Origin of the sequence: Xanthomonas sp. WHRI 8393 (assembly GCF_040203315.1) — a bacterium.
GTDB lineage: Bacteria > Pseudomonadota > Gammaproteobacteria > Xanthomonadales > Xanthomonadaceae > Xanthomonas > Xanthomonas arboricola.
Genome location: NZ_JBEGGL010000009.1, coordinates 22900 through 40532, shown reverse-complemented (window position 1 = coordinate 40532; position 17633 = coordinate 22900). Strand labels below are relative to the sequence as shown.

Genomic DNA, 17633 nt, shown 5'->3' with positions numbered 1-17633 from the left:
TGTCCTCGCCGGTTGCGGGACCGTGTGGCGGCAGGGATGCCGCCACCGAGCCTCCACGGACCGATTCACGGCGTGTCCCGCGAGCGGCGAGGACACCGCACGCTCGACCAATGCGGCTTGAGACTCTCCAGATGACGCCCAAAGCGGCTGATCACACGACTGCGCGATCGCCACGCCCTGTTGGCACTCCAAAAGGCCGTTGGATGACGCGCATTAGCGTGACTGCGGCAGGATTACTGCAACGCTGCAGTGCAGGCGCAGTGACATCCTCAGGACGCCGCGCCCTCGCTCACCACCGGTGGCAGGTCCGGCGCGATCTGCACCAGCGTCCGCGCCACCGCACCCTTGCCATTGGCGACCAAGGCCAGCCCCGCCGCGGCCATCGCCTCGCGCTGGGCTGGGTCGCCGAGCAGGCGCGCAAGATCGTGGTACACGCAGTCGGCATCGTCGCAAATGGCCACCGCATCGGCCTCGCGCATGCGCCGCGAAATCTCCGAGAAATTGTGCAGATGCGGGCCGGTGACTGCCGGCGTGCCGACTGCTGCCGGTTCGAGCAGATTGTGCCCGCCGATCGGTTGCAGGCTGCCGCCGACGAAGGCGACCTGTGCGCAGGCGTAGAAACTCATCAGCTCGCCCAGGGTATCGATGACAAACACCTTGTCGCGCGCCTGCGGCCATTGCTGGCTCTTGCGTGTGGACACGGCCCAGCCACGCTCGCGCGCCACGGCCTCGACCTTGGGAAAGCGCTCCGGGTGGCGCGGCGCCCATAACATCAGCAAGTCAGGAAACTGCAGCAGCAGGCGCGCATGGATGTCGGCCACGGCCGCTTCCTCGCCTTCGTGCGTGCTGGCGGCAATCCACACCGGCCGCGTTGCCGGCACCTGCGTATGGAACTGCGCGACCAGCGCCTGCAACTGCGCAGGTGCGGCGATATCGAATTTGAGATTGCCCAGTGCGATCACCTGGTCGGGCCGCGCACCCAGCGTGATGAAGCGTTCGGCATCGTCGTGCGACTGCGCCGCCACGCAGGTGACGCTGCGCAGCGCGCGGCTGATCAACGGCGCCAGCAGGCGATAGCCACGCAGCGAGCGTGCCGACAACCGCGCATTGAGGATGTACACCGGAATCCTGCGGTCGCGGCAGCCGAACAACATGTTCGGCCACAGTTCGGTTTCCAGGATCAACGCCAGGCGCGGCCGGAAATGCTCCAGGAACCGGCCAACGCTGCCAGGTACGTCATAGGGCAGATACACGTGGTCCACCGCATCGCCCCAGACCGCGCGCACGCGCTCGGAGCCGGTGGGGGTGATGGTGGTGATGACCCAGCGGATATCCGGACGCTGCGCGCGCAAGGCATTGACCAGCGGCGCGGCGGCATTGACCTCGCCCACCGACACCGCGTGCACCCATACGCGCGGGCGACCGCAGGCATGCGTGTAAGAGGCATAGCGCTCGTTCCAGCGGTTGAAGTATTCGCGCACGCGAAAACCGCGCCACACCAGGTGGTACACCGTCACCGGCAGCAACAGGTACAACAGCGCCGAGTACAGTCCGCGCAACAGCCATTCGATCGGGTCTTTCCGCATCGCTGCAGGATACGGGAGCGTTGCGGCGTGCGCATGTGCACGCCGACGCGCGCGCGTGATCCCTTAGAATTGACGCATGTCCGAACCCGCCAACGTCGCTGTCCGCCCTTCCCTGCGCAACCCCAGGCACTGGCCGATGTATCTGGCCCTTGCCGTCATGGTGATCGCCGGGCGCCTGCCCTGGACGCTGCAGCGCGCGCTCGGCCGTGGCGTGGGCTGGATCGCGATGCGCCTGGCCGGCACGCGCCGGCGCGCTGCCGAGGTCAACCTCGCGCTGTGTTTTCCCGAACAGGACGATGCCTGGCGGGCGCGGCTGTTGCGCGACAGTTTCGATGCGCTGGGCGTGGGCCTGTTCGAATTCGCGCGTGCCTGGTGGGGCAGCATCGATGCCATCCGTCCGGGCGTGCAGGTCGAAGGGCTGGAACATCTGCAGCGTCTGCAGGAACAAAAGCGCGGCGTGTTGCTGGTGTCCGGCCACTTCATGACGCTGGAGATGTGCGGGCGGCTGCTATGCGATTACGTGCCGCTGGCCGGCATGTACCGCAGGCATCGCAACCCGGTGTTCGAGTGGGCGGTCAAGCGCGGGCGGCTGCGCTATGCCACACACATGTTCGCCAACGAGGATCTGCGCGCCACCATCAAGCACCTCAAGCGCGGCGGTTTCCTGTGGTACGCGCCGGATCAGGACATGCGCGGCAAGGACACCGTGTTCGTGCCATTCTTCGGGCATCCGGCCTCCACCATCACCGCCACCCACCAGTTGGCGCGGCTGACCGGCTGCGCGGTGGTGCCGTACTTCCATCGGCGCGAAGGTGGCCGCTACATCCTCAAGATCGCACCGCCGCTGGCAGACATCCCCTCCGACGATGTGATCGCCGATACCGCGCAGGTCAATGCGGCGATCGAGGACATGGTGCGCGAGGCGCCGGACCAGTACCTGTGGATCCATCGGCGCTTCAAGCGCCAGCCGGGCGGGCGCAGCGAATTCTATCGCTGATGTCGGCGGGCCTCATGCCTGCGCTGCGTGCAGAAGCCGCAACGCACGGATGTGCGGCGGGTCAGCGCGGCGGCGGCTGATCTGCGTCGTCGTTGAGCAAGGCACCGGCATACAGGCCGGCCAGCATCAGGCTCAGCCCGCCCCAGAAGCTGGAATAGAACGCCAGATGCGTATTGAGCGGGAACACGGTTGCCACCAGCGCGATCATTGCCGGGCGTGCCTGCGCGCGCGCGGCCAGGCTGGAATAGCGCCACGCGCGCCAGGCCTGGGCCGCACCGGCCAGCCACAGCAGCAAACCGATCACCCCGGTTTCGGCCAGGATTTCCAGCACGATCTGGTGCGCATGGAAGGCCGGCCCGTCGCCCCATGCCGGCGCCTGCGCGGGGGCCGGATTGCAGGCCGGATACGCCTGCCGAAATCCGCGTGCGCCCACGCCATTGAGCGGATGCGCGCGGATCATGCACAGCGCCGCGCCCCAGATCTGCGCACGCCCGGACAGGGCCTGGTCGACGCCCTGCTCGCCATCGCTAAAGGCCAGGGCGGTGCGCTGGATCCGCTCGCGCGCCTGCGGCGCCACCGCCACCACGCCGGCCGCCAGCAGCGCGCCGATCAGCGCCACTCCCAGCAGGCGACGGCCACCCAGCAACTGCCAGCCGGACAACAGCACGATCACGCCATAGGTGATCCACGACGCCCGCGAACCGGCCAGCACCAACACCACCCCGACCGCCGCCGCAGCGCCTGCCCAGGCCCAGGCATGGCGCCGGTCCAGCGCCAGCAACAGGAAGGGCGACAGGCTGGCCAGGGTCTGGCCGAACTTGAGGTTGCACGGCCCCAGCACGCCGCTGAGGCGGTCGACCAGGGCCAGCTCCTGCGGCGTGCACAGGCCATGCCCGCTGATCAGCTGCTTGATCTGATCCAGGCCGAAGAACAACGGGCTGTTGCCGAACGCGGCCTGCAGCAGCGCATCCAGCGTCCACACCGCGCCAATCACTGCCAGGCCGGTGAAGGTGCGCCGACGCCGCTGCGCATTGGCCACCGCGATCGCGCACAACCACATGAAAGGCAGATAGCGCAGATCGGTGGCCGACTTGCGCAGCGCGCGGCCCACGTCCACCGCATCGAACGCCGACAGCATCTGCGGCAACCAGTACGCGAAGAACAACACACTGGTCAGCGCCCAGGCCGCACCGCTGAGCAGCCGGGTGCCGCCGCGGAAGCGCGCATGCAGCAGGCGATACGCCGCAAACAGCGCGCCCAGCGACAACACCGTCTCGGCCAGCCCGGGCGTGGGCCACAGGGCCACGAACAGGATCACCCACAGCGGCGCCCAGCGACCGGCATCGGGCGTCAGCACGGACGCGGGAGGGATGGCCTCAGCGGCGGAGTTCGTCATAGACCTTCAGGGTGGCCGCTTGCATGGCCTGCAACGTGTAGGGAAGCACGGCGGGCGCTGTCGGCGCCTGCTGCAGCAAATGAAGCGCCTGGGTGCGCAAGGCAGCGGCATCGAAGGCCGGCACCGCGCCGCCGGGTTGCAACTCGGCCAGCAGCTCGCCGACGCCGCCATGCGCCCACCCCAGCACCGGCCGGCCCACCGACAAGGCCTCCACCACGGTGCGGCCGAAGGCCTCGGGTTTGCGCGACAGCTGCAGCACCAGATCGCTGGCGGCGTAGGCCTCGGCGATGCGTGCGGTGGGTTCGGTGAAGGCGACCGCCTCAGCCACGCCCAGCCTGGTGGCCTCGGCTTCCAGCTCGCGCAGATAGGTTTCGCGGCCCGGCTCGCGCGCGCCCGGCAGCCACAACCAGGCCGGCACGCCGGCAGCGCGCACGTCGGCGAGCAGTTGCAGACCGTCGGTGTGCCCCTTCAGCCGGGTGCCGCGCCCGGGCAGCAGCAGCAGTGGTGCATCGGCCGGCAAGCCGGGCAGCATGCTCTGTGCCCAGGTGCGCGCGCGGCGATCCGGACGCGGGCGACGCGGAAACTGCGCGATATCGACACCGCGCGGTATCGTGCGCAAGCGCGCGCTGTCGGTCTGCGGATAGTGCGTGCAGACGTACTCGCGCACCGTCTGCGACACGCAGATCACCCGCTCGCCGTAGGTCATCACCGCGCTGTAGCGGCTGGGCGAGTTGAGCCCGTGCACGGTGGTGACAAAGCGCGGCCGCGTGGCTGGCGGCATGCCGCGCAAGGCATACCAGCCCAGCCAGGCCGGCAGGCGCGAACGCGCATGCACGATGTCGGCGCCCAGTTCGGCGAACAGCCGGCGCAGGCCGACCACATGACGCAAGGTCAGCAGCGACTTGCGCCCGATATCCAGGGTGAGATGTTCGCCGCCCGCCTCCAGCAGCGGCTGGACCAGGCGACCGCCGGCCGACACCACCACCGCGCGGTGGCCGGCGCGCACCAGCGCAGCAGCGATTTCCAGGGTGGAGCGCTCGACGCCGCCGGACTGCAGCGCCGGCAGCAGTTGCACCACGGTCAGGCGGTGCATCCGGCCAGGATCAGTCGGCGAGCACGAACAGCGCGCCGCAGTACGGGCACTTGGCTTCGCAGTTGGGCTCGTCTTCGATCGGCAGGTATACGCGCGGATGCGAGTTCCACAACGCCATCTGCGGTGTCGGGCAGCTCAGCGGCAGATCGCTGCGATGCACGGTGTAGCGCGATTCGGCATTGGCGGGCGCGGTGGCGGTCTGGCTCATGGCGGCACGATCGTAGAGGCAAAGGCAGAGCGCGGATTCTAGCAGCCTGCGTGGTGATCGGCCCATTGAGCGGGCGATGCCGGTTCGGGTGGCGATGGTCTCGGCGCCAGCGCGGGCGCCGGCAACCTCGAGAGATGCTAAAGATCCAGCAGAGCCTGGCCCCCTACAGGCACGGCAGCACCACCCCACCCGGACATCGCGCTTATCATCGCCTGACCATGGCGCACCGCCCCGCGCCTGCGCCCCGTGTCCGGATCGCCCGCAGCACTCGGCCGGACCTGCCCTGCGGCATCGCACCCTAAGGAGACATCGCCACGTGACCTCGTCTGTTGTGCTGTTGCACCCGCGTGAGCTGTGGCTACGGCTGGTTGTCGCCCTGGGCTGCGCTGCGCCGCTGTCGGTGAGCGCGGCAATTGAGTTTTCGAGTTCGTTCGAGCCCGGGCAGCCGTTGCCGGTGAGCGCGGCGGCAGGCGATGTGCAGATTGCCATCGGTACCGGCCCGGCCGCGCCGTATGCGGCCAAGCCCAACGCCGGCTACAGCGGTGCGCATGCATTGCGGTATCAAGGTCATGCTGCAGGTGGGCGGCGCACCCTGTTTACCGCCGATGTCCCGATCGGTGCCGATACGACGCTGTCGTGGCTGGTATTGCCGGAGAGTGTGGGCGGCGAGCATGTGGCATCGACCTATGTGTCACTGGATCTGCTGCTGGACGACGGCACGCGCGTGTCTGCCAGCGCTGCGCGGGATCAGCATGGCGTCGCGCTAGCTGCGCAGGCGCAAGGCGAGTCGAAGACGCTGTATCCGCAGCAATGGGCGCGCAAGGCGGTGCGGCTGGGCGACGTGCCCGGCCTGCGTGGGCGCCGTGTGCGTGCGATCGAGCTGGACGTTGCGCCGCCCGCAGGCGCGACCAGTGCCGGTTGGATCGACGATATCGCGCTTGCCGAGGTGCCGCTGACGCCGGCAACGCGTGCGTCGGATTGGGTGCTGACCACGCGCGGCACGCAGTCCAATGGCACGTTCTCGCGCGGCAATAATTTCCCTGCAACGGCCGTGCCGCATGGCTTCAACTTCTGGACGCCGGTGACCGATGCGGGCACGCTGACCTGGCTGTATCGCTGGAACGAACATAACGATGCGGACAATCGCCCGCGCCTGCAGGCGTTGTCGCTCAGCCATCAGCCCAGCCCGTGGATGGGCGACCGCCAGACCTTTCAGGTGATGCCGTCGTTGGCCGCCGGCGTGCCGCCAGCCGATCGCAAACAGCGTGCACTGACGTTTTCGCACGCCAATGAAACTGCGCGCCCCTATCGCTACGCGCTGCGGTTGGACAACGGGATCCAGGCCGAGATCGCACCGACCGACCATGCCGCGCTGTTCCGCTTTCGCTTCCCGGCGCAGGGCGATGCCAATCTGGTGTTCGACAATGTGGACGCGCGCGGCGCGCTGCGCCTGGATGCGGCAACACAGACGCTCTCCGGCTACACCGATGTGCGTAGCGGGCTATCGACCGGGGCCACGCGCATGTATGTCCATGCCAGCTTCGACACGCCGTGGAAAGCCAGCGGCCTGAGCGACACCGGCCGGCCCACCGGCTGGATCAAGTTCGATGCAGGCAGCACCCGGCAGGTGCAGATGCGCATTGCCACCTCGCTGATCTCGCTGGATCAGGCCAGGCACAACCTGGCCCTGGAAATCGCGCCGCAGGCAACATTCGAGCAGGTTGCCGCGCGTGCGCAGGACGCCTGGGATGCATTGCTGGGACGCCTGGAGGTGCCCGATGCCACCGCCGACCAGAAGACCACGCTGTACTCCAACCTGTACCGCCTGCACCTGTATCCCAACTCCGGCCATGAGAACGTCGGCAGCGCCAGCGCACCGGACTGGCGTTACGCCAGCCAGAGCAGTTGGTCGGACGACAACATCGATGGCAGCGCGGTGCGCAGCTTCGCGCCGATCCGCGATGGCCGGGTCTATGTCAACAACGGCTTGTGGGACACCTTTCGCACCGCGTGGCCGGCGTACGCCTTGTTCGCCCCTGACGATGCCGGTGCGCTGGTGCAAGGCTTTCTGGAGCAGTCGCGCGCGGGCGGCTGGGTGGCGCGCTGGTCGTCGCCCGGCTATGCCGATCTGATGGTCGGCACCAGTTCCGACGTGGCCTTTGCCGATGCCTGGCTCAAGGGCGTGCAGGGCTTCGATCCGCTCGAGGCATATGTTGCCGCACGCAAGAACGCCACCGTGGTGGCGCCCGACAGGCATGTCGGCCGCAAGGGCATGGCGCGTTCGACCTTTCGCGGTTATACCGATACCGACACCCACGAAGGCATGTCGTGGTCGATGGAAGGCGCGCTCAACGACTTCGGTATCGCCAACATGGCCGATGCGCTGGCCACACAGGCGAAAACAGCCACGGCGCGCGAGCGTTACGCGACCGAGGCTGTGTATTTCCGTCATCGCGCGGCGGGCTATTCGGCCTTGTTCGACCCGGCGATCGGGTTCTTCCAGGGCCGCACCCCGGACGGCACCTGGCGCGTGGACGCGGCACGGTACGATCCGCGCGTCTGGGGCCACGATTACACCGAATCCAGCGGCTGGACGTTTGCGTTCACCGCACCGCACGATGGGCAAGGCCTGGCCACGTTGTATGGAGGACGCGCCGGTCTGGCAGCGAAGCTGGATACGTTCTTCGCCACCCCCGAGACCGCCGAAGCCAGGTTCGCCGGCTCTTACGGCTCCACCATCCACGAAATGACCGAAGCGCGCGACGTGCGCATGGGCATGTACGCGCACAGCAACCAGACCGCGCACCATATCCCGTGGATGTACCTGTACGCCGGGCAGCCGTGGAAGACGCAACGCCTGACCCGCGAGATCCTGGCGCGCCTGTACCTGGGCAGCGAGATCGGCCAGGGCTACCCCGGCGATGAGGACAATGGCGAAATGTCGGCGTGGTATCTGTTCGCAGCGATGGGCTTGTATCCGTTGCGCATGGGTACGCCGGACTATGTGATCGGCTCGCCGCTGTTCACGCACGCCAGCCTGCGTTTGCCGAACGGCGGGACGCTGACGGTCAATGCGCTGCAGAATTCGCCGCAAAACGTGTACGTGCAATCGCTCAAGGTCAACGGCAAGCCCTGGCGCAAGACCTGGTTGCCGCATGCAGACATCGCCAGGGGTGCGACGCTGGACTTCGTCATGGGGCCGACGCCCTCGCGCTGGGGCACCGGGCCGGACGATGCGCCGCCATCGCTGACGCCTGCGGGTGAACGCCCTGCCCCCTTGCGCGATGTGCTCGGAGACACGGCGCGCATCACCCTGGCCGATGGTGGGGATGTCCCGGCACTGCATGACGACGATGCGGGGACGGTCGCTGCAGTTGCATCGGCATCGGCACTGACGTTCAGCGGCATGGCGCGCAGCACGCCGACGCTCTACACGCTGACCAGCGGCAACGCGGCGATTGCGGCGAGCGGATGGACGCTGGAAGCACGGACGGCCGATGGTGCGTGGAAGGTGGTCGATCAGCGCCGTGAGGAAACGTTTGACTGGCCATTGCAGACGCGGCCGTTTCGCATTGCCTCCCCGGGCGCATATGCCGAGTATCGGCTGCGATTCAGCGCACCTGCGAAACTGCAGCTGGCGGAGATCGAGTTGCTGGGGGCTGAGCCTGCGGCGCGTTGAGGCGCCGGTCTCGCATCGCTGATCGCGCTACTTTCTGCAGGCAGGCGACTGCAGGATGCAGGCACCCGCTCACGCAATCGACGGAGTTACACGGGGGCTGCCGGAGCGGGGATTTTACTGCAACGTCAGCAGCGCTGGCGATCGTAACCCCCCCCCTCTCCGCGCGCCGGCCCGCGCTTGCGGCGCGGGCGCTTCAAGGCACGCGTGCCAGTGGCGCGCAAGCAGTGCCTTGTCGCCCCGATGGGAGAGGGGCGTTGGCGCGGCACGTGGGGTGCCGCTAACGGATCGGTCTTTGATGTTTCCCGGTGGGGGATCTCAATCGCTATTTTTTTCGCTGGCGGTTTTCTCGGCATCGCGCTGCCGGCGGATCTGCGCATCCACCGCCGCGATCGCGGTCATGTTCATCACCCGGCGCGAGGTGGCGCTGGTGGTGAGGATGTGCACCGGCTTGGAGATGCCCATCAGGATCGGGCCGATCGCCACGCCGTCGGTGAACACGCGTACCAGGTTGTAGGCGATGTTGGCCGCTTCCAGGTTCGGCAGCACGAACAGGTTGGCGCGGCCCTTGAGCGTGCTGTTAGGCATGATCTGCTTGCGCAGCGCCTCGTCCCAGGCGGTGTCGCCCTGCATTTCGCCGTCGATGTTGAGCTCGGGCTTGCGCTTGAGCAGGGCTTCGCGCACCTGGCGCATCTTCAGCGCATCGCGCGAGTCGTGGCTGCCGAAGTTGGAGTGCGACAGCAGCGCGATATTGGGCTCGATGCCGAACAGCTTCAGGCGGTACGCAGCCTGCAGCGTGGCCTCGACCACCTGCTCCACGGTCGGGTCTTCCTGCACGTGCGTGTCCAGGAAGAAGAACACGCCCAGCTGGTTGATCACGCCGGTCATCGCCGAGGTGGAGCTGACCCGCGGCTCCAGCGGAATCACGCTGCGTGCGTAGCCCAGCTTCTTGTGGAAGCGGCCGACCACGCCCGACAGCATCGCATCGGCTTCGCCACGCGCCACCATCACCGCCGCGATCAGGGTCGGACGCGAGCGCATCAGTTCCTTAGCGGCGGTGACGGTCACGCCGCGACGCTCGGTGAGCGCGTGGTAGTACTGCCAGTATTCGTTGAAGCGGGGGTCGTCGAGGATGTTGGTGATCTCGAAGTCCACTCCGGCGGTCAGGCGCAGGCCCATGCGCTCGATGCGCGCCTCGATGACGTCCGGGCGGCCGATCAGGATCGGGAACGCCAGGCCTTCGTCGACGACGTTCTGCACCGCGCGCAGCACCACTTCCTCTTCGCCCTCGGCATACACCACGCGCTGCTTGTCGGCGCGCGCGCGGTCATAGACCGGCTTCATCATCAGGCTGGTGCGGTAGACGAACTGGCCGAGCTTGTCGCGGTAGGCCTCCATGTCGGTGATCGGGCGCGTGGCCACGCCCGAATCCATCGCCGCCTGCGCAACGGCGGACGACAGCTCCACCAGCAGGCGCGGGTCCAGCGGACGCGGAATCAGGTATTCCGGGCCGAAGCTCGGGGTCTCGCCGCCGTAGGCCGCGCCCAGGTCGGAGGCCTCGCGCCGCGCCATCGCCGCAATCGCCTTGACGCAGGCGATCTTCATTTCCTCGTTGATGCCGGTGGCGCCCACGTCCAGCGCGCCGCGGAACAGGTAAGGGAAGCACAGCACGTTGTTGATCTGGTTCGGGTAGTCCGAACGGCCGGTGCCGATGATGCAATCCGGACGCACCGCCTTGGCCGCTTCCGGGGTGATTTCCGGGTTGGGATTGGCCAGCGCGAAGATCACCGGCTGGCGCGCCATGCTGGCGACCATCTCCGGCTTGAGGATGCCGGCCGCCGACAGGCCCAGGAAGATGTCCGCACCCTCGACGATCTCGGCCAGGGTGCGCTTGTCGGTGTCGCGCGCGTAGCGCTGCTTGTCCGGGTCCAGGTCGGTGCGGCCGGTGTGGATCACGCCGTCGCGGTCCAGCGCCAGGATGTTCTCCGGCTTCAGGCCCAGCGAGACCAGCATGTTGACGCAGGAGATGCCGGCCGCGCCCATGCCGGTGGTGGCCAGCTTGACCTCTTCGATCTTCTTGCCGGTGACCACCAGCGCGTTGAGCACGGCGGCGCCGACGATGATCGCGGTGCCATGCTGGTCGTCATGGAACACCGGGATGTTCATGCGCTCGCGCAGCTTGCGCTCGACGATGAAGCACTCCGGCGCCTTGATGTCTTCCAGATTGATGCCGCCGAAGGTCGGCTCCAGGCTGGCGATGATGTCGACCAGCTTGTCCGGGTCGTTCTCGTTGATCTCGATGTCGAACACGTCGATGCCGGCGAACTTCTGGAACAGCACGCCCTTGCCTTCCATCACCGGCTTGGAGGCCAGCGGGCCGATGTTGCCCAGGCCCAGCACCGCGGTGCCGTTGGTGATCACCGCCACCAGATTACCGCGCGCGGTGAGCTCGCTGGCCTGGGTGGGTTCCTCGACGATCGCCTCGCAGGCGAAGGCCACGCCCGGCGAATACGCCAGCGACAGATCGCGCTGGGTCAGCATCGGCTTGGTCGCGGTGACCTTGATCTTGCCGGCCGGCTGCTGGCGGTGGTAGTCGAGGGCGGCCTGTTTGAAGTCGTCGTTGGACATCGGCTGTGTGGGTCTCGAAGGCGCAGGAGGGCTGAATTCTACCCTCCTGCCTGAACAAGGGCCTGTCGCGCAGCTGTCGGCGTGGCAGGAAGATCGCAGGCTGCAGCGCGTCGTGCGCGGCGGCCAGGGTGGGCTGGAAGCGGAAACGGCCCTGCACCCCGCCGGCAGCGCCGACGGAATACAGGGCCGTAGGAAGCATCAGCGTGCGCTGATCGGGGCGACGACGTCGGTCGAGGCCACCGGTGCCTGCAGCGGCGGCGAGCCGCCATCCAGCACCAGCTTGAGCTGGTCGCGGTCCAGCGCATTTTCCCAACGCGACACCACCACGGTGGCAACCGCGTTGCCGATGAAGTTGGTCAGCGAGCGGCACTCGCTCATGAAGCGGTCCACGCCCAGGATCAGCGCCATGCCGGCCACCGGCACGTCCGGCACCACCGACAGCGTGGCGGCCAGGGTGATGAAGCCGGCGCCGGTCACGCCGGCCGCGCCCTTGGAGCTGAGCATTGCCACCGCCAGCAGGGTGATCTGCTGGCCCAGGCTCAGGTCCACATTGGTGGCCTGGGCGATGAACAACGCGGCCAGGGTCATGTAGATGTTGGTGCCATCCAGATTGAACGAGTAGCCGGTCGGCACCACCAGGCCCACCACCGACTTCTCGCAGCCGGCCTTCTCCATCTTCTCCATCAGCGACGGCAGCGCCGACTCCGACGAGGAGGTCCCCAGCACCAGCAGCAGTTCGGCCTTGAGGTAGCGGATCAGCTTGAGCACCGAAAAGCCGCACAACCGGCACACGATGCCCAGGATCACCAGCACGAAGAACAGCGAGGTCAGGTAAAACGACCCCACCAGCCAGGCCAGGTTGACCAGAGATTCCACCCCGTACTTGCCGATGGTGAAGGCGATCGCACCGAACGCACCGATCGGCGCGGCCTTCATCAGCATGTGCACCAGGCGGAACACCGGCGCGGTCAGCGCTTCCAGGAAGCTCAGCACCGGGCGGCCACGCTCGCCGACCAGGGCCAGCGCGATCCCGAACAGCACCGCCACGAACAGCACCTGCAGGATGTTGCCATCGACGAAGGCGCTGACCAGCGTGGCCGGGATGATGTCCATCAGGAAGCCGACCAGGCTCAGCTCGTGCGACTTCTGCACGTAGGTGTTGACCGCGCTCTGATCCAGCTCGGCCGGGTTGATGTTCATGCCGGCGCCGGGCTGCACCACGTGCGCCACGATCATGCCCACGATCAACGCCAGCGTGGAGAAGAACAGGAAGTAGGTCATCGACTTGGCGAAGACCCGGCCCACCGTCTTGAGGTGGGTCATGCCGGCGATGCCGGTGACGATGGTCAGGAAGATCACCGGGGCGATGATCATCTTCACCAGCTTGATGAAGGCATCGCCCAGCGGCTTCAGGCTTTCGGCGAAGGCCGGCTCGAAGTGGCCCAGCAGGGCACCCAGGACGATCGCCACCACCACCTGGAAATACAGCTGACGGTAAAACGGGACGGGCGCCGGCAAGGGGCCGGCAGGCTTGCTGATGTGCATGACGCCACTCCGAGGGAACATAGAGGGTGCCTGAGCAGGTACCCGGTGCGGGCATTCTGGCCGTACGTCACAGCCCGAGCCGATAGCCCATTGGTACTACGCACTGTCCCCGGGCTGAACGTCGCCTTACACTTCAGCCGCGCCACCACCGGCCGTTAATTCCGTTTAACGCAGACACCGATTCCTGTGTTGTTGGCCGTCCGGAACCTGCGCGCTTGCTGAAGCTGTTCAGTGCGACCGCCATGGCAGGACGCCCGGCCCCTTCTCCTTGCCGAAGACCACACCTATGCGCCTCAATCCGCTCGTTCTCGCGTTGGCCATCGCCGCCGCGCCCGCTGCCGCCAATGCGGCCACCTCGCTGGAAAACTGGCCCACCAAATACACCTTCGGGGATGGCACCGAGCTCGGCCTGACCGGCAACTATGCCTACGACGACAACAACTTCTCCGGCGACGACCGCCTGGAAGACCGCACCGACTTCCGCCGCAAGGAATTCGGCGCCACCCTCAAGAAGAAGGGCGTCTACGACGCCATGGTGTATTTCGATTTCGAGTCCAAGCTGTGGCTGGACGTGTTCTTCCGCGTCGAGACCAAGGCGCTGTTCGGCCAGGACTACGGTCGCGTGCGGATGGGCTACATGAAGGTGCCGGTGGGCCTGGAAGCGGTGCAGAGCTCGCGTGCTGGCAGCTTCATGGAACTGGGCCTGCCGATCCAGGCGGTGTTCCAGGGCCGTCGTACCGGCGTGGAATGGACGCTGGAGCGCCAGCAGTACCTGCTGCAGGCCGGCGCCTACGGCGGCAAGGACCTGCAGGGCGACAACCCGGGCACCACCCAGGCCGTGCATGCCGCCTGGACCCCGTTCAAGGCCGAAGGCAATGTGCTGCACCTGGGCCTGGCCGGTTCGGTGGAAAACCCGCGCGGCTTCAGCGACGGCCGCGGCGTGTCGTTCAGCCCGCGCGTGCGCCTGCGTGCCCGCCCGGAAGCCGGCCTGACCGACGTGCGCCTGATCGACACCGGCACCATTCTCGATGTGGACCACGTGATCCGCGCCGGCGTGGAAGCGGTGTGGATCCACGGCCCGTTCTCGCTGCAGAGCGAAGCGCTGCGCGCCGAGGTGGCGCGTAACGACAACCTGCCGCATTACATCGCGCAGGGCCAATACCTCTATGGCACCTGGACGCTGACCGGCGAGTCGCGCAGCTATGCCGGCGGCGTACCGGGCAACATCAAGCCGGCGCACGATTACGGCGCGGTCGAGCTCACCGCCCGCTACAGCCGCCTGGATCTGGAAGACAACCGCGTCAGCGGCGGCCGCCAGCACGACACCACCATCGGCGCCAACTGGTACCTCACCAGCCACTTCAAGATGCAGGCCAACTACAGCTGGGTGGATGCCACGCGCAACGGCGTGCATGAAACCCCGCATGTGATGGAGCTGCGCGCGCAGGTGCAGTTCTAGCCTTATCGCGCAACGCTGACGCGGGCCTGTTCGGCCGCGGCTTGGCTTCGGTTGACCGCTTCAACGCGGCAACCTGGCTATTCAAGCCAGCATGCAGGCCCCTGCGGCCGCTTCCTTCCGGGGATGCGGCCGCAGTCGTTTTTGGGGCGCCGTGGCGGCGATGGCTGCACGATGCATCGACGCACCGCCATACTTGTCGGCATGTACGCTTCGCAACGCCGCCGTCTGCTGCTCACCCTGACCATCGTGTTGGGCGGCATGCTGGTGGCCATGCTGGCGGCCGGGCATTTTGTCGAACAGAACGCCCTGCACGAGGAAAGTGCCACCGTGCGGCGCCAGCTGCGCCTGTACGCGCAGGCCCTGCAGCAACGCATCGATCGCTATCGCACGCTGCCGCAGATCCTGGCGCTGGACCCGGAACTGCGCGCGGCCGTTTCCGGCCCGCTGTCGCCCGCGCAGGTGGAGCGGCTCAATCGCAAACTCGAGCGCGCCAACAACGTCACCCAATCCTCTACGCTGACGCTCATCAACCGCGACGGCATTGCGCTGGCTGCCAGCAACTGGCGCGCGGCGCGAAGCAACGTGGGCGTGGACTACGCCTTCCGCCCGTATTACCAGCAGGCATTGGCCAACGGCAGCGGCAGTTTCTACGGCATCGGCATGACCACCAGCGAACCGGGCTACTTCCTGTCGCAGGCCATCGTCGATGCCGGCGGCCAGGTACAGGGCGTGGTGGTGATCAAGATCGCGCTGGCCGCGCTGGAACGCGAGTGGTTGCAGACCCCGGACATCGTGCTGGCCTCCGACGCGCATGCGGTGGTGTTCCTGGCCAGCCGCCCACAGTGGCGCTACCGCATGCTGGCCCCGCTGAGCCTGCGCGATCGCAGCGAATTGCGCAGCACCCGCCAGTACGCCGACCAGGGCTTGCTGCCGCTGCGGCGCCGGCTGATCGAGCAGACCGGCAACGGTGGCGTGCTGGCCGAGGTCAGCGACCCACCGCTCGCCGGCCCGGTGCTGTGGCAGACCCTGGAGGTGCCCGAAAGCGGCTGGCGCCTGCATCTGCTGCACGACACCCGCGCCAGCGCAGCGGCCGGCCGCGCCGCGGCGATTGCCGCGGCCGGTGCGTGGTTGGCACTGGCCTTGCTGTGGTTGTTCGTGCAGCAGCGGCGGCGCCTGTCCGCATTGCGCCAGCGCAGCCGGCACGAGCTGGAAACGCTGCTGCAACAACACGCCGAAGAACTGCGTACCGCGCAGGATGGCGTGGTCACCGCCGCGCAACAGGCCAATGCCGGTCTGAGCCGCAGCCTGGAACACCTGCCGCAGGGCGTGGTGGTGATCGACGAGGCGCTCAATCTGGTGGCGTGGAATTCGCGCTATGTGGAGCTGTTCCGCTTCCCGCCCGAACTGCTGAAGATCGGCCGGCCGATCGAAGACCTGTTCCGCTTCAACGCACGCCGCGGCCTGCTCGGACCGGGGCCGATCGAAGCGGCGATCGAACGCCGCCTCAATCATCTGCGCAGCGGCAAACCGCATATGCGCGAGAGCGAAAAGGAAGACGGCACCGTGCTGGAAATCCGTGGCAATCCGCTGCCCGATGGCGGATTCGTCACCAGCTATGCCGACATCACCAGTTACAAGAACGCCGCGCGCGAGCTGCGCTCGCTGGCCGATGCACTGGAACACCGCGTGGCCGAACGGACCCGCGACCTGGCCGCGGCCAAGCGCGAGGCCGAGAGCGCCAATCGCTACAAGACCCGCTTCGTCGCCTCGGCCGTGCACGACCTGCTGCAACCGCTCAACGCCGCGCGCATGTTCGTCTCGGTCCTGCGCGGACAGGTGGGCGAGGCCGGCAGCGCGCGCGTGGTCGACAACATCGAAGGCGCGCTCGCCGCGCAGGACGCCATCCTCAACAGCCTGCTGGACATCTCGCGGCTGGAGGCCGGCAGCCTGAAGACCCAGGTGCGCGATTTCGCCATCGCCCCGCTGCTGGAAACGCTGGCCCGCGAGTTCGGCATCCTGGCCGAAGACCGCGGCCTGGTGCTGGACTGGGTGCCCACGTCCGCGGTGGTGTTGAGCGATGAAAACCTGCTGCGGCGCATCCTGCAGAACTTCCTGTCCAACGCCATCCGCTACACCCCGCGCGGGCGGGTGCTGATCGGTTGCCGTCGTCGCGGCGGCTGGCTGCGCATCGAGGTGCACGACCAGGGGCCCGGCATTCCCGAAGCCTTGCAGGAAGAGATCTTCGAAGAATTCCGGCGCCTGGACGACGGCGTGGCCAACGACCGTGGCGCCGGCCTGGGCCTGGCCATCGTCGAGCGCATCGGCCGGCTGCTCGGCCACCGCATCGGCCTGCGCTCCACGCTGGGCAGCGGCAGCGTGTTTTCGGTGACCGTGCCGCTGGGCGAACGCGCTGCGATCGTCAGGCAATTTCCGCCGCCAACCACCACCACCGCAGAAAACGCCAACGACCCGATCCTGCATGGTTGCCGCGTGTGGTGCGTGGACGACGACCCGCGCGTGTGCGAGGCCAGCCGCGCCCTGCTGGAACGCTGGGAATGCCGCGTGGACCTTGCCGGCGGACCCGACGAGGCATTGGCCGCCGCCAGCCCCGACGAGGTGCCGGAGCTGTTGTTGCTGGATGTGCGCATGGGCGAGCACTACGGCCCCATGCTGCTGCCGCAGTTGGTGCAACGCTGGCAACGCGAACCGCGCGTGATCCTGGTCACCGCCGAACCCGACCCGGCGCTGCGCGAACACGCGCTCGACCTGGGCTGGGGATTCCTGACCAAGCCGGTGCGCCCGCCCGCGCTGCGCGCACTGGTCACCCAGATGTTGTTGCGGCGCGGATAGGTTGCCCGGCTGCCGGCACGGCATGCGGCCTAGCAGTTGATGCAGAGCGGTAGTACGCGCACTACTCAGGACCGATCTGCGCATCGGCAGCTCGAGACAGCGTTCGTTTCTACGCCCTGGATCGATAAACGCCCACGCCTCGCGGACTCCCTGCATGCACCTGCTGCATGCCACGTTCGTCGCATCGCCGCCAGG

The 17633-nt window shown here is 67.5% G+C and carries 10 protein-coding genes; 4 read left to right on the top strand and 6 right to left on the bottom strand.

The genetic code is table 11. From position 1 onward, the window contains the following. Positions 1 to 269 precede the first annotated feature (269 nt). Positions 270 to 1586, bottom strand: a complete 1317-nt coding sequence (waaA, locus tag ABQ137_RS19780; protein ID WP_226427422.1) for a lipid IV(A) 3-deoxy-D-manno-octulosonic acid transferase — start codon at positions 1584 to 1586, stop codon at positions 270 to 272. 76 nt (positions 1587 to 1662) lie between these two features. On the opposite strand from waaA, the gene ABQ137_RS19775 reads away from it, so the two are divergent. Then, entirely contained in the window at positions 1663 to 2583 is a 921-nt protein-coding gene (locus ABQ137_RS19775; RefSeq protein ID WP_024938980.1) for an LpxL/LpxP family Kdo(2)-lipid IV(A) lauroyl/palmitoleoyl acyltransferase, read from the top strand. Between the two features lie 61 nt (positions 2584 to 2644). On the opposite strand, the gene ABQ137_RS19770 is transcribed toward ABQ137_RS19775, so the two are convergent. The 3 genes from ABQ137_RS19770 to ABQ137_RS19760 are packed head-to-tail and all read right to left on the bottom strand — an operon-like array spanning position 2645 to position 5280. Then, positions 2645 to 3979, bottom strand: coding sequence for an O-antigen ligase family protein (locus ABQ137_RS19770; protein ID WP_349783420.1), 1335 nt, complete (start codon positions 3977 to 3979; stop codon positions 2645 to 2647). After that, the gene (locus tag ABQ137_RS19765; RefSeq protein WP_349783419.1) at positions 3960 to 5072 is read right to left on the bottom strand and encodes a glycosyltransferase; all 1113 of its coding nucleotides are present in this window, start codon (positions 5070 to 5072) and stop codon (positions 3960 to 3962) included. The genes ABQ137_RS19770 and ABQ137_RS19765 overlap by 20 nt, the downstream gene beginning before the upstream one ends. 10 nt (positions 5073 to 5082) lie before the next feature. Further along, positions 5083 to 5280, bottom strand: coding sequence for a zinc-finger domain-containing protein (locus ABQ137_RS19760; RefSeq protein ID WP_016902555.1), 198 nt, complete (start codon positions 5278 to 5280; stop codon positions 5083 to 5085). A 316-nt stretch (positions 5281 to 5596) separates the two neighbouring features. On the opposite strand from ABQ137_RS19760, the gene ABQ137_RS19755 reads away from it, so the two are divergent. After that, entirely contained in the window at positions 5597 to 8959 is a 3363-nt protein-coding gene (locus tag ABQ137_RS19755; RefSeq protein ID WP_349783418.1) for a GH92 family glycosyl hydrolase, read from the top strand. A gap of 315 nt (positions 8960 to 9274) precedes the next feature. On the opposite strand, the gene ABQ137_RS19750 is transcribed toward ABQ137_RS19755, so the two are convergent. Together ABQ137_RS19750 and ABQ137_RS19745 are read right to left on the bottom strand one after the other, a co-directional pair. Continuing rightward, on the bottom strand, positions 9275 to 11584 hold the full coding sequence (locus tag ABQ137_RS19750; protein ID WP_024938976.1) for an NADP-dependent malic enzyme: 2310 nt from the start codon (positions 11582 to 11584) through the stop codon (positions 9275 to 9277). A gap of 198 nt (positions 11585 to 11782) precedes the next feature. Further along, positions 11783 to 13129, bottom strand: a complete 1347-nt coding sequence (locus ABQ137_RS19745; protein ID WP_016902552.1) for a dicarboxylate/amino acid:cation symporter — start codon at positions 13127 to 13129, stop codon at positions 11783 to 11785. Between the two features lie 286 nt (positions 13130 to 13415). On the opposite strand from ABQ137_RS19745, the gene ABQ137_RS19740 reads away from it, so the two are divergent. Then, complete coding sequence (locus ABQ137_RS19740) at positions 13416 to 14588, top strand: OprO/OprP family phosphate-selective porin (protein ID WP_016902551.1); 1173 nt, start codon at positions 13416 to 13418, stop codon at positions 14586 to 14588. Between the two features lie 201 nt (positions 14589 to 14789). Then, positions 14790 to 17438, top strand: coding sequence for a hybrid sensor histidine kinase/response regulator (locus ABQ137_RS19735; protein WP_349783417.1), 2649 nt, complete (start codon positions 14790 to 14792; stop codon positions 17436 to 17438). Positions 17439 to 17633: the final 195 nt, after the last annotated feature.

Excerpts from the sequence above, each read along its gene's own strand:
- ABQ137_RS19760 (WP_016902555.1), bottom strand. The coding sequence starts at position 5,280 with ATGAGCCAGACCGCCACCGCGCCCGCCAATGCCGAATCGCGCTACACC.
- ABQ137_RS19735 (WP_349783417.1), top strand. The coding sequence starts at position 14,790 with ATGTACGCTTCGCAACGCCGCCGTCTGCTGCTCACCCTGACCATCGTG.
- ABQ137_RS19775 (WP_024938980.1), top strand. The coding sequence starts at position 1,663 with ATGTCCGAACCCGCCAACGTCGCTGTCCGCCCTTCCCTGCGCAACCCC.
- ABQ137_RS19765 (WP_349783419.1), bottom strand. The coding sequence starts at position 5,072 with ATGCACCGCCTGACCGTGGTGCAACTGCTGCCGGCGCTGCAGTCCGGC.
- ABQ137_RS19750 (WP_024938976.1), bottom strand. The coding sequence starts at position 11,584 with ATGTCCAACGACGACTTCAAACAGGCCGCCCTCGACTACCACCGCCAG.
- ABQ137_RS19745 (WP_016902552.1), bottom strand. The coding sequence starts at position 13,129 with ATGCACATCAGCAAGCCTGCCGGCCCCTTGCCGGCGCCCGTCCCGTTT.
- ABQ137_RS19770 (WP_349783420.1), bottom strand. The coding sequence starts at position 3,979 with ATGACGAACTCCGCCGCTGAGGCCATCCCTCCCGCGTCCGTGCTGACG.
- waaA (WP_226427422.1), bottom strand. The coding sequence starts at position 1,586 with ATGCGGAAAGACCCGATCGAATGGCTGTTGCGCGGACTGTACTCGGCG.
- ABQ137_RS19740 (WP_016902551.1), top strand. The coding sequence starts at position 13,416 with ATGCGCCTCAATCCGCTCGTTCTCGCGTTGGCCATCGCCGCCGCGCCC.